Below are 12,832 nucleotides of genomic sequence, written 5' to 3'. Positions count from 1 at the left end.
CGGGGACATGGGTGCTCGCGCAACCGCGGCAGGACGCCACTCTAGCCGCCGCCGATTCAGCGGAATCCGAAGCCCGGGGGCAGCGGCTCCCGGCGGAACAGGCGGGCGGGTACGGCGTCGGCGAGGGCCTGGTAACCCGCGGGGTTCAGATGCAGGTGGTCGCCCACATCGTAGGCCGCGAGCAGCCGGCGGGGGTCGGCCGGGTCACGGGCGGCGCGGTCGAAGTCGATCACCGCGTCGAACCGGCGGCTGGTGCGGATCCACCGGTTGACCGCCTGCCGGGCCGCCTCCCGATAGCCCTGCGCGTCGTCATAGGAGACGTTGCCGCCGAACGGCGTCAGCGTCGCGCCGTACACGCGGATGCCCCGCGCGTGGGCCCGCGTGACGATCTGGTCGTAGGCGGCGATCAGGTCGTCGGTCACCTGCCGCTGGGCGGCCTGGCTCGCCTCGGCGGTGCCGATGTCGTTGACGCCCTCGAACAGGATCTGCCAGGCCACCCCGCTGTGGGCGAGCACGTCGCGGTCCAGCCGGGCCAGCACGCTGGGCCCCAGCCCGTCGTTGAGCACCCGGTTGCCGCCGGCCGCCTGGTTGACCACCGCCACATCGGAGGTGGCCCGCTGCGACTGCAGGCGATCAAGCAAGCGGTCCGGCCAGCGGTCGTTGCCGTTGGTGGTCGAGCCCCGGCCGTCGGACAGCGAGTCGCCCACCACCGCCACCGCCGCGACCGACGACCTGGCCCACACCTCCACCCCGCTCAGGAAGTACCAGTGGTCCACCGCCGTCGCATCCGGGAGGTCCGCGGCGTCGGCGTGGTCGCCGGCCAGCAGATAGGAGGTGGTCCGCGAGCCCGGATGCGAGGTGATGGAGGCCGAGCGCTGCCCCTCGGCCAGATACACCGTCACCGTCAGGTTCGACCGGGGCACGATCTCGACGTTCAGCGGGTCGGAGACCGCCTGCGCCCCGGCGGGGATCGTCGTCGACGGGCGGCCGTGGAAGGTCACCGGCCGCACGGTTCCCGCCTGCACCGCGCTCACCCCGGCCCGCCCGCCCGCCGGCAGCGCCACGGTCGCCTTCGTGACGGGCAGCGCCGCACCGCCGAAGGCGTTCGACAACCGCAGGCGCGTCTGCCGCCCGCCCACCGACACCCGCACCGTCTGCCGCAACGTCGTGTCGGCCAGAACGAGGTTCTCCCGGGTGAACGGCGCAGGCGGCATGTTCTCCGGCTCGGCGGCCTGCGGCATCGCCGTCCAGGTGGCGACCCAGTGCCCGTCGGTTCCTGGAACCACGGGGGCTCCGGGCACGCCGTGACGTCCTGGGCGTCCTGGGCGTCCTGGTTCCGTCATGGGATCCGGCGGCCGCGGGCGTCGGGCACGCCCGACTTGCGGAAGAAGTAGGCGTTGATCTGGTCACGCCACTCCACCGCGCAGCGGACCTGCTCATCGAGGAGGTCTTTCACCCGGGCGTGCAGGGACGGGTCGAACAGTCCCGCGGCCTCCTCCCACCGTCGCCTGGCCTCGGCCACCTGCTCGACCCCGTCGAAGTGGGTGTCGTAGACGTGCTGGATGACGGTCGAACCGGCCCGCAGCACGTGCCCGTACGGGACATGGTGGAAGAACAGCAGCAGCTCGTCGGGGCACCGGTCGAGCGACTCGTACACCTCCGACCACGGCGGCGGGTACTGGCCGGTGAAGCCGGTCCCGGTGGCGCGGGTGCGGTCCACACCGACGCCGTCCCGGTCGGCGAAGTGATAGGTGCCCCAGGGGGTGTACTCGTATCCGTCCACGTCAGGCCCGTAGTGATGCCCGGGACGGACCATGAATCCGACGCCCAGCGGTGCGGTGTACCGCTCGTAGGTGCGCCAGGAGCCGTCCATGATCGCATGCAGGGTGCGTCGCAGCCGCTCGGCATCCCCGGTCGCGACGGGCATGAACGTGAGGTCGATCCACTCGTCGAGGATGGCCGCCGGGTCCGTCCACGGCGCCCAGGCGAGCCTGCCGAAGGCGTAGAGGTTGGCCTGCGCGAGCGGGTGGCCGGTCCAGTAGGGGTCGTCGCCCACGTTGGAGACCCCGACGAGCCCGCCGCCGTCCGGCGCCCTGCCGTGCGGCCCCCCGTCGCCGCCCGCCGCTCCCGCGGCGACGTCGGCCACGGCGGCTCCGTCCGGACCCCAGGGGCGGAAGCCCAGCACCTCGCGCCACATCGGGGCGAGGTAGCAGACGTGCCGCTGCTGGCCGGTGTACTCCTGCGTCACCTGCAGTTCCACGGCCAGGCGGGTGGCGGGCATGGCCGCGATCACCGGCGACACCGGCTCGCGCACCTGGAAGTCGATCGGGCCGTGCTTGACCTGCACGATCACGTTGTCGCGGAACCGCCCGTCGAGCGGGGCGAAGTGGTCGTACGCGGCGCGGGCCCGGTCGGTCGTCCGGTCGCGCCAGTCCTGCCTGTGGTTGTAGACGAAGGCGCGCCAGTGCACGACCCCGCCGAACGGCTCCAGCGCCTCGGCCAGCAGGTTCGCGCCGTCGGCGTGGTCGCGCCCGTACGCGAACGGGCCGGGCTGCCCCTCGGAGTCGGCCTTCACGACGTAGCCGCCGAAGTTGGGGATCGTGTCGTACACCCGCTGGGTGACGCACGCCCACCACGTGCGCACGTCCTCGTCCAGCGGGTCGGCGGTCGGCAGCCCCCCGAGGACGACGGGCGAGGCGAAGCCGACCGACAGGTGGACCCTGATCCCGTACGGCCGCAGCACGTCCGCGATCGCGGCGACGTCGCCGAGCCGGTCCGTCAGCAGGCGGGCCTCGGTGGCGTGCACGTTCACGTTGTTCACCGAGATCGCGTTCACGCCGCAGGCGGCCAGCAGCCGCGCGTAGGAGCGCACCCGGGTCAGGTCGCCGCGCGGCGCGCCGTCGTGCCAGAAGATCGAGCCGCCCGCGTAGCCGCGTTCGACCTGGCCCATCACCGGGTGGACGTCGACGTTGTCCCAGTGGTCGAGCATGCGCCGCCGCATCGCGGGCCGGTGATGCTCGGCCCCCCGTCGCGGGACAAGGAGCGGTTCGGCGGCGAACGCCCGCTCGCCGAGCCGCACGACGTGGAACAGGCCGTAGAGCAGCCCGGCGGGATCGTCGGCGAGCACGACCGTGACGCCGCCGCGCCGCGCGACCAGGTATCCCTCGGCGCCGATCGCGCGTTCGGTCAGGCCGGCCTCCCGCCGGAAGTCGGCCAGGACCGCCTCGGCGAGGCCCGGCAGCGGCTCCGCGGTGGTGAGCGCGAGCACCAGATCGTGCGGCCCGTCTTCGGCGCCGCGACGCACACGTCCGCCGTACCGGGCGCAGGCCCGCGCCACCTCGTCGTGCACGGTCCCGGCGAGGAGTCCGTCGCCGAGCACGAGCGTGCGGCGCGAACCGATCGCCCGGAACGCCTCCGGCGGCAGCCACGCCGGATGGACGGGATCAGGAGTCGTCACGAGGCCCCTCCGCGGGATCGCCCTGTGTGGTGAACCTCGCCGTGACCTCGGCGATCAGCGGCCGGCTGTTCAGCAGCAGCGCCGCCGCGAACACCGAGGCCAGCAGCGCCGTCGCGGCCTCGGAGGCGACCAGCGTGACACCGGCCGCGACGACGAGCAGGCAGGCGTCGCCCAGCGCGACCCGGGGCGAGGAGAAGAGGAAGTACACGGCCAGGCGGGCGACGTCCCTCGCCCGGAACGCGAACAGCGATGTGATCACGAGCGCGTTCGCGCCCCAGAGGGCCGCCGCCACCACGAGGAGGACCAGCAGGATCGCCCACCATCCCGGGACGCCGGCGGCGCCGAAGTTCGCGAGCGTCGATCCGACGACGGTCAGCCACGCCAGCCACGGAACCCAGAGCTTCACCACGCCGCGGACGTTCATCCGGTAGCCGCGCGAGAACGCCGCCGCCGGGTGGAGATCCGTAAGGTCCAGGCGGCGGTGGTGCACCGCGTACAGCGCGGCGGACAGCGCCGGGCCGGCCGGGAGCGCGCAGGCCGCGGCCAGCGGGACGTTGGCGGCGTCGCGGTCGAGCAGGACGAGCCCGATCAGGCCGGGCACGGTGGTGGCCAGGAACAGGAGCTCGACCACGAGCAGGGTGTAGACCAGCGCGGAGGCGCGCGAGAGCGGTCCCTGGCCGAACCGCCGCATCGTCGTCTCGGTCATGGCGCGGCTCCCTCGTCCAGGGCGAGCGCGTCCAGGCCGAGCAGGCGGCCGTCGTCCCACGAGTGCCCCCAAGGCGGGGTCTCGTCCACCACGGGCGTGATCTCCAGCAGGGTGACCTCGTGGCGGTCGAGGGTGATGTCGAGGCCGACCTGCCCGTCCTCGATCGGCAGGCCGCGATGGCTGCGGACGGGCTCCGCCGCCTCCCGGAGCGCGTCGAACTGCCGGGGCCGGGGCGAGGCCGGGCGGCCCATCTCGCGCCACGCCCTCCAGGCGTTGCCCTTCTCCTCGCTCACCGACGAGCGCAGCAGGAAGGCTCTCCCGGACGGGGAGCTGACCGGAACCGACAGCCGCACGGTGTGCCCGTCGACCGGCGGGCCGCCGGTGACGTCCACCGGCGCCCAGGCCAGCGCGGTGACCCGGCCGGCGTCGTCCCGCGTGACCAGGTGGTCCTGGCCGCGCGCCAGGATCTCCTCGCCCATGCGCGCCATGAAGGCGTACAGGTGATAGGCCGGCTTCTTGATCTGACGGTGGGTCAGCAGGCCGAAGCCGCCGTGGAACAGCGACGTCGGCACCCCCGCCTCCTCGAACACGTCGCAGAAGGTCCAGTAGGAGAAGGAGTCGGCCAGGTCTCCCCCGGCGGCCAGCACCGGAGCGAGGTACGCGGCGTGGAACGCCGTGTCGTGGATCGGGTTGTCGGGCCGGTAGGAGGAGTTGAACTCGGTGATGTGCACGGGCAGGTCCGCCAGCGGACCGCCCCGCAGCTGCCGCCGGGGGGTGGCGAACTGCTCCAGCAGCCGCGACGGCGGCGCCAGCGTCTGGTGCACGCCGAACGGCACGTGCCGGGCCGGACCGGAGGTGTAGGCGTGCCGGCTGACGAAGTCGATCGGCAGGGATCGTCCGATGACGAAGTCGGCGAAGCGCACCAGCCAGTCGTCGGAGCCGGGAGAGATGGCCGGTCCGCCGACCTGGAGCGCGGCGTCGACGTCCTTGACGGTGGTCGCGGTCACCTCGTACAGGCGGTGGTAGGCGTCCTGGTCCGCGTCGAGCCAGAACTCCTTGAGGTTGGGCTCGTTCCACACCTCGATCGGCCAGGTGCGCACCTGGTCGAGCCCATACCGGTCGATCAGGTGCGTCACCGTGGCCCGCACCAGCGCGGCCCACTCCCGCCAGTCCCGGGGCGGGGTGATGTTGCCGCGCCACCAGAACACGGTCTGGTCGCCCGAGGCGAGCCCGGAGGGCATGAAGCCCAGCTCCAGGAACGGCGTGATCCCGAGGTCGAGGTAGGCGTCGATCACCTGGTCCACGTAGGTGAACGCGTGCCGTACGTGCCGTCTCCCCCCGTACTCGTACGGCCGGTGGACGCCGACGCCGTCGCTCAGCAGCCCGTGCCCCCGGATGTGCCGGAAGCCGATCTCCCGCTGGACCAGCGCCAGCGACTCCTGGTAGTCCCGGCGCAGGGCCAGGTCGAAGCGGCCGGTGCCGACGCAGAACCGCCAGGCGTCCGGCAGCCGGCTCGGGGTCTCGTCCGGCATGCCGGGGACAAGGTCGCGCATCATCGTCCTTCGCTCGCCGTTCCGAACAGCACGCGCCGGCCGTGGGACAGGCACGGCCGGCCCGGGCCCATCAGCCGTGCTCCTTCTTGTAGCGGTCGTACGCGTTGTTCACGAGGTTGACGTAGGACGTCATGTTCTTCGCCTCGAGCTCCTTGACGTAGGCGTCCCACTCGTCGAAGCTCCGCTTGCCCAGGATGAAGTTGAGCATGTTCTGGCTGACGTGGTCCTTGAGCGGCGTCTCCCACAGTGAGGCCTGCTCGCGCTCCTCGTCGCTGAGCGGATGGGGAGGCGCCACCGGCATCGCCTTCCTGGCGTTCATCACCTTCTGGAACTCGATCTCCTCGTCGGAGAAGGTCGACTGGAGCAGCTCGGTGCTGCCGCCGTAGGCGAACACGCCGTTGGAGAAACCGAAGTCCTTCTGCAGGTGCTTGGGCGCGCCAGGGTTGAGCCCGACGAAGTCGACGTCCTTCGCCAGCTGGAACCTGCCGGAGGCGTCCTTGGTGTACGTCGTCCCCTCGATGCCCCACTTGGCGAACACCTGGCCCTCGTCGGAGTACCAGAGCCAGTCGATGAACTGCATCATCGCGACGAAGTTCTTGCTGTCGCGGGCCTTCTTGGAGATCATGATGCCGTTCTCCAGCCGGGTGGTGCTGGGCCCCGCCTTGATCGGGCCGAGCGGCCCGATGGGCACCGGGATCTTGACCAGCCTGGCCTTCGGGTCCGCCTTCTTCAGCGGTGGCCGGTACTCGTTGACCAGTGTCTGCGCGTTGGTGCTGATCGCGAAGGACTTGCCGGACACCAGCTTCTGGATCGCCTGCTCGTCCTGCTGCGTGAAGCTCTCCGGGTCGAGCAGCTTCTCCGCCACGAGTGTGTTGAGGAACTGCAGCGCCTGCTTGAACTGGTCCATGGCGCCCGCGTAGGCGAACTTCTGCGCGGTGGAGTCCCATAGGAGACCACCGCTCGTGTAGCCCCACCCCCAGGGGGCGCCGTAGCCCGTGCCGAGGTAGTTCATCAGGGCGCCGCCCGTCGTGGAGACGGTCCCCCACCGGTCGGAGAAGGGGTAGGAGTCCGGGTGCTCCTCCTTGATCGCCTTCAGCACGGAGTGCACGTCGTCCCAGGTCTGCGGGATCTGCAGACCGAGCTTGTCGAGGACGTCGGCGCGGATGGCCATGGTGTAGTCCACCCAGTAGTCCTCGTGGAGGCCGGGGAGCACGTAGAAGCGGCCGTCGGACTGCCGGAGCGTGTCAAGGTCGGGCTGGAGGTTCCACTTGGCGATCTTCTCCTTGAAGTTCGGCATCAGGTCGAGGTAGTCGCTGACCGGGAGGACGGCGCCCGAGGCGACGAAGGGGGTCTCCTGACCGGGATAGGTCTTCGGAATGATCATGGGGGCGTCGCCGGCGCCGATCAGCAGGCTGCGCTTGTTCTCGTAGTCGCTCAACGGCACCACGTTCGGCTGCAGCGTCACGTTGGTGCGCTTCGTCAGCTCCGACCAGAACAGCCAGTCGTTCTTGATCGGATAGAACGGGTGGTTGTTGTAGAGAATGCTGAACGACAAGGGAACAGTGGCCTTGAACTGCCTGCCGGAGGCGTAGTCGGCCATCGCGCCGTCCCGGTTCGCCGCGAAGTCGTCACCGCTCTTCTTGCCGCCGGAATCGCCGTCGCCGCTGCAGGCGGCGAGCGCGAGGAAGGCTCCCACGGCGACCATCGCCTGACGCCGGTTGATCTCATGCATGAAAGGGGGGTCCTTTCCCTGGTGAATGGGCTGGGGAACGGGCTACGAACGGGCTGGGAACGGGCTGGTAACGGGCTGGGTGAATAGCGAACGAAAGGGCTATCCCTTGACCGCGCCGAGCATGACGCCCTTGACGAAGTACCGCTGGACGAAGGGGTAGACCACCAGGATCGGGATGACGGTGAGCACCATCGTCACGGACTTGATGTTGGTGGCCACCGTCATGTCGGTGGCGTCGGCGCCGACGGAGGTGCCCGTGGTGGCGCCGGCGATGAGGTTGCGCAGGTAGACGGTCACCGGGAACAGGTCGCTTTGGCTCATGTAGAGGAAGGCCGCGAACCACGAGTTCCAGAACGACACGGCGTAGAACAGCACCATCGTCGCGAGCACCGCCTTCGACAGCGGCAGCACGATCCGGAGCAGGATGCCGTAGGTGCTCATGCCGTCGATCGCGGCGGCCTCCTCCAGCTCGGCCGGCAGGCCCTCGAAGAACGCCTTCATCACCAGGAGGTTGAAGACGCTGACCGCGTTCGGCAGCACGATGGCCCAGATGCTGTCCTTCAGCCCGAGGCTGGAGATGAGGATGTAGTTGGGGATGAGCCCGCCGGAGAAGAACATCGTGAAGACCGCGATCCCGATCAGGAATGTCCGGCCCTTGAGGTGCTTCTTCGACAGGACGTACGCGTAGCAGGTGGTCATGACCATCGCGATGGCCGTGGCGACGACCGTGTAGACCACCGTGTTGCGGTAGTTGATCCAGAACGTCGGGTCGGAGGCCACGAACTCGTACGTACGGAAGGTGAACCCGACGGGGACGAGGTTGACCTTGCCGGCGCGGATGGCGAACTCGTCGCTGAGCGACCGGGCCACGATGTTGACGAAGGGGTAGAGGGTCACGACCACGACGCCGGTCAGGATGACCGCGTTGACCACCCGGAACACCCGGTGGCCCCGGGTCCTGCCGACGGTCACCACAGGCTCGTCCCCACCGTGCGCCGGGAGATGAGGTTCGCCGACATGACCAGGGCCAGCCCGATCACGGCCTCGAACAGGCCGATCGCCGCGGCGTAGCTGAAGCTGTTGGAGACGATGCCCATCCGGTAGAGGTACGTGGAGATCACGTCGGCGGTGGGATACGTCAGCGGGTTGTAGAGCAGCAGGATCTTCTCGAAGCCGACCGCCATGAATGTGCCGATGTTGAGGATCAGCAGGGTGACCGCGGTCGGCCGGATGCCGGGGAGGGTCACGTGCCAGACCTGCCGCCACCGGCTCGCGCCGTCGATCCTGGCCGCCTCGTACAACTGCTCGTCGATGGTCGTGAGCGCGGCGAGGTAGATGATCGTCCCCCAGCCGACCGTCTGCCACATCTCCGAGGAGACGTAGATCGTCCGGAACCATCCCGCCTCCTGCAGGAACGCGACGGGATCGTTTCCCATCGCGCGCAGGAGCTGGTTGACCGGCCCGTCCACCGACAGCATCTCCATGACCAGCCCTGCCACCACCACCATCGACAGGAAGTGGGGCAGATAGGACACCGACTGGACGAACCGCTTGACCCGCCGGCCGCGCAGCTCGTTGATCAGCAGGGCGAGCACGATCGGCGTCGGAAAGCAGAACAGCAGGGTCAGCCCCCCGATGATCACCGTGTTGGCGAACACCTGCCAGAACGACGGGTCGTCGAGGAACATGCGCACGTAACGCAGGCCGACCCACTCCTCGCCCAGCACGCTGCCGCCGGGCTGGAACTTCCGGAAGGCGATGACGTTGCCGATCATCGGCAGGTACCGGAAGATCACGAAGAACAGCAGCGGAAGGATCGCCAGCGAGTACAGCTGCCAGTCACGGCGCAGCGCCTGACGCCAGGTGCGGCCGGGCGGGCGGTTCGCACGGGAGGGGCCGGGTCTCGCGCGGCCGGGATCCCCGGCGTCCGGTGACACGTCGATCGTTCTGGTCGTGCTCATCCTGTGCCTCCGGTGCCTTCCGACGGATCACTCCGGCGGATCACGCCGACGGCCGCGGCCACCGCTCGTGGCCGGCCCCGCGCCCGGGGCCGCGAGGGGCTGCGGCACCGCCGTGTCACCCCACGCCCGCCGACGGAATACGCCAGGGTGACGCGACGGAAATTTTCGGTGATCCTCAGTAATATTGCGGAAATATAGGCTCAGGCCAGAGCCCCGTCAAGAGGGTAGTCAACCGCTGTCACACCGGATTGAATGAGCTGTGCCCAACCTGGTCTCGGCTTATGCCCGGCAAAGTTCGGTGCTAGAGTTTCGCGAAAGTTTCGGAAACAACGAGCGGAACGATGACCAGCCCTTCTCCAGCCCGCCGCCCTCGCCCCGCGACGATCGCCTCCATCGCCGCGGAGCTCGGCGTCTCGGTGACCACGGTCTCCAAGGTCCTCAACGGCCGCCCCGACGTGGCCCCCGGCACACGAGAACGCGTCGAGGCCGGCCTCACCCGCCACCAGTACCGCCGCCGCCTCCGGCGCAGGCCGCTCAAGGGGCAGATCGACCTCGTCTTCCACCAGATGAACTCCATGTGGTCGATGGAGATCATCCGCGGGGTCGACGCCGTCGCCGCCGCCGCGCGGATCGAGGTCGTCCTGTCCCAGCTGAAAGGAGCGCACCGGCCGCCGGAGGAGTGGCTGGACCACGTGCTCGACCACCGGCCTCTCGGCGTGCTGTTCGTCCTGTGCGGCCCGTCCCAGTCGCAGCAGCAGAAGCTGCGGCGGGCGCAGGTCCCGTTCGTCGTCGTCGACACCGACGGCGAGATCGCCGAGTCCGTGCCGGTGGTCGGCTCGAACAACTGGGACGGCGGCCTGCTCGCCACGCGTCACCTCCTGGAGCTGGGCCACCGCCGCATCGCGGTCGTCTCCGGCCCGAAGGACGTGCTGTGCAGCAGGGCACGGGTCGCCGGTTTCCGGGTCGCCCACGACGAGGCGGGGCTCGCCGTCGATCCCGACATGGTCAGGTACGGCAACTTCTACGTGGACGCCGGATACGAGCACGCGATGGACCTGTTGACGCGCCCGAACCGGCCGACCGCGATCTTCGCCGGGTCGGACCTGCAGGCGCTCGGCGTCCTGCGCGCGGCCCGGCGGCTCGGCCTCGACGTTCCCGGGGAGCTGTCGGTGGTCGGCTATGACAACGTGCCGGTCGCCGGCTGGGTCGAGCCCGCCCTCACCACGGTCGACCAGCCGCTGTGCGACATGGCGACGGTCGCCACCCAGATGCTGCTCGACCTGGCCCGCGGCGTGGAGGTGGCCACGAACCGGATCGACCTCGCGAACGAGCTCGTCGTACGCGAGAGCACGGCGCCGCCCGGGGACGGGCCACGGTCACGCCCGCCGCGCCCGGCGGATGACCGCCGCTCCGAGGGGAGGCAGGGTGATCTCCCCTGACGCCGGCAGGCCGGTGAGCAGGTCCACACCCTCGTCGCCGAGAGGAACGGTGACGGACGTCCCGGGGTCGTGGTTGAGGAGGAAGAGGTGCTCGTGCCGCTCGTCCTCGCGGACGGCGCACTCCAGATAAGCGGGGAGGCCGTCGAAGCGGTTCTCCACACCCGCCGCTCTCAGCTCCCCGATCAGCACCCGGTCGAAGGCCTCCTGTTCCAGGAGGGTGGCGAAGTAGACGGCCCGGCCGGCTCCGAAGTCGTTCGCGACGACCGCCGCCCGTCCCCGCAGCAGTCCGTCCGCGTAGGTCGCCAGCGCCGTCCCTGTTTCGAGGTGGATGTCCTCGCGCCACCAGTCCGCCGTCGCCGTACGGCCGTCGGCGAACTCGACGGCGAACCGCTCGCCGGGACGCGCCGGCCAGTACTCGTCGATCTTCGCGCCGATGAGGCGGCGGAACGCGCCCGGGTAGCCGTCCGGCCGGACGCGGTTGCACTGGTCCACTACGCCCGAGAAGAAGGACATGACGACCGTCCCACCACTGCGGGCGAACTCGGTGACGGCCTCGACGCCCTCGTCGTCCATCAGGTACGCGTTGGGCACGACCAGCACCTTGTATCGCGCGAGATCGCTGTGGGGCGACACGACGTCGACCGCGTAGTGGTGCTCCCACAGCGGCCGGTAGTGCCGCATGACAGTGTCCACGTAGCTGAAGTCGTTGCGGGGCAGGCCCCACAGCTCCTCCAGCCCCCACCAGCCGTGCCAGTCGAACAGGACGGCGACCTCGGCACGCGTGGTGGTTCCCGCGACGGGTGAGAGCAGCCCGACCTCCCGGCCGAGCGCGGCGACCTCGCGGAAGGTGCGCGAGTCCGGGCCGGAGTGCGGAAGCATCGCCGAGTGGAAGCGCTCGTGCCCGCCCCGGCTCGCCCGCCACTGGAAGAACATCACCGAGTCGGCGCCGCGGGAGACCGCCTGGAGCGAGCCGAGGCGCATCCGCCCCGGCTCCTTGACGACGTTGAGCCTCCACTGGCTGACCGCGCTCGCCGCCTGCTCCATCAGCAGCCACGGCTGCCCGCCCCTGAGCGAGCGGAACAGGTCGAACTGGAAGGCCGACGACACGTGCGAGTCCGGCTCGGCCGGGTCGGGATAGATGTCCAGGGCCACCGCGTCCTCCTCCGGCGCCCACCTCCAGTAGTCGGCGTTCCGGTAGAAGCGCATGAAGTTGGTGACGATCGGGATGTCGTCGCGGAAGGAGCGGACGATGTCGCGCTCGGCGGCGAAGCACTCCAGCAGCGCGTCGGAGGTGAAGCGCTTGAAGTCCAGGATGCGGCCGGGGTTCATCCAGGTGCGGGGGATGCCCGGCGCCTCGACCTGCTCCCAGTCGGTGTAGACCTGCCCCCAGAAGCGGGTGGTCCAGGCCTCGTTGAGGGTCGCCAGGTCGCCGTACCTGCGCCTGAGCCAGCGCCGGAAGCCGGCAGAGGCGGCCTCGTTGTACGCCGTGGGGCCGTACTCGTTGCTGATGTGCCACATGGCCAGGGCGGGGTGGAAGGAGTAACGCTCGGCGAGCCGCCTGGTGATGTTCGCCGCGTGCTCCCGATAGATCGGGGACGAGGGGTCGTAGTGCAGGCGGTTGCCGAAGCCGAACCGCTCGCCGTCGGCCATGACCGGGAGGACCTCGGGGTGCCGGTGGGTCAGCCAGGCGGGCGGCGCGGCGGTGGGGGTGGCCAGGTTGACCGCGATGCCGTTCTCGTGGAGCAGGTCCATGACCTCGTCGAGCCAGCCGAACTCGTACGTGCCCGGCTCCGGTTCGAGCGAGGCCCACGCGAAGACGCCGAGCGACACGACGTTCACCCCCGCCTCGCGCATGAGCCGGACGTCCTCCCGCCACACCGCCGGATCCCACTGCTCGGGGTTGTAGTCCCCGCCGTACGCGAGGCCGCCCACGCGATCTCCGAAGGCGCCCATGCGAGCGTCTGTCATGCATGACCCCCGTGCC

9 protein-coding genes are annotated in these 12,832 nt (G+C 70.2%); 1 reads left to right on the top strand and 8 read right to left on the bottom strand.

Annotated elements, in window-relative coordinates; translation table 11 throughout:
• Positions 1-56 precede the first annotated feature (56 nt).
• From ABZ857_RS37100 to ABZ857_RS37070, 7 genes are all read right to left on the bottom strand, one after another.
• Complete coding sequence (locus tag ABZ857_RS37100; RefSeq protein WP_357053160.1) at positions 57-1,286, bottom strand: SGNH/GDSL hydrolase family protein; 1,230 nt, start codon at positions 1,284-1,286, stop codon at positions 57-59.
• Between the two features lie 53 nt (positions 1,287-1,339).
• Positions 1,340-3,457, bottom strand: a complete 2,118-nt coding sequence (locus tag ABZ857_RS37095; protein ID WP_357053158.1) for an alpha-glucuronidase — start codon at positions 3,455-3,457, stop codon at positions 1,340-1,342.
• Positions 3,444-4,163 carry a hypothetical protein gene (locus tag ABZ857_RS37090; RefSeq protein ID WP_357053155.1) on the bottom strand — a complete coding sequence of 240 codons (720 nt, stop codon included), beginning with the start codon at positions 4,161-4,163 and terminating at the stop codon, positions 3,444-3,446. Before ABZ857_RS37090 ends, ABZ857_RS37095 begins: the two co-directional genes overlap by 14 nt.
• The gene (locus tag ABZ857_RS37085; RefSeq protein WP_357053152.1) at positions 4,160-5,716 is read right to left on the bottom strand and encodes a hypothetical protein; all 1,557 of its coding nucleotides are present in this window, start codon (positions 5,714-5,716) and stop codon (positions 4,160-4,162) included. Before ABZ857_RS37085 ends, ABZ857_RS37090 begins: the two co-directional genes overlap by 4 nt.
• A gap of 70 nt (positions 5,717-5,786) precedes the next feature.
• Positions 5,787-7,448, bottom strand: a complete 1,662-nt coding sequence (locus tag ABZ857_RS37080; RefSeq protein WP_357053149.1) for an extracellular solute-binding protein — start codon at positions 7,446-7,448, stop codon at positions 5,787-5,789.
• A gap of 99 nt (positions 7,449-7,547) precedes the next feature.
• Positions 7,548-8,420: a carbohydrate ABC transporter permease gene (locus ABZ857_RS37075; protein WP_357053146.1), complete on the bottom strand. Its 873-nt coding sequence runs from the start codon at positions 8,418-8,420 to the stop codon at positions 7,548-7,550.
• Positions 8,417-9,409 (bottom strand): ABC transporter permease subunit, encoded by a 993-nt coding sequence (locus tag ABZ857_RS37070; protein WP_357053144.1) that lies wholly within the window; start codon positions 9,407-9,409, stop codon positions 8,417-8,419. The genes ABZ857_RS37075 and ABZ857_RS37070 overlap by 4 nt, the downstream gene beginning before the upstream one ends.
• Positions 9,410-9,750: 341 nt before the next feature.
• Between ABZ857_RS37070 and ABZ857_RS37065 the strand changes: the two genes are divergently transcribed.
• A complete protein-coding gene (locus ABZ857_RS37065) occupies positions 9,751-10,848 on the top strand; it encodes a LacI family DNA-binding transcriptional regulator (RefSeq protein WP_357053141.1) in 1,098 nt (365 codons plus the stop codon).
• On the opposite strand, the gene ABZ857_RS37060 is transcribed toward ABZ857_RS37065, so the two are convergent.
• Positions 10,786-12,816 carry a beta-galactosidase gene (locus tag ABZ857_RS37060; RefSeq protein ID WP_357053138.1) on the bottom strand — a complete coding sequence of 677 codons (2,031 nt, stop codon included), beginning with the start codon at positions 12,814-12,816 and terminating at the stop codon, positions 10,786-10,788. The two genes, ABZ857_RS37065 and ABZ857_RS37060, sit on opposite strands and share 63 nt — an antisense overlap.
• Positions 12,817-12,832 lie beyond the last annotated feature (16 nt).

The organism is Microbispora sp. NPDC046933 (assembly GCF_040644635.1).
GTDB lineage: Bacteria > Actinomycetota > Actinomycetes > Streptosporangiales > Streptosporangiaceae > Microbispora.
This window is presented reverse-complemented; position numbering and strand designations above follow the sequence as displayed.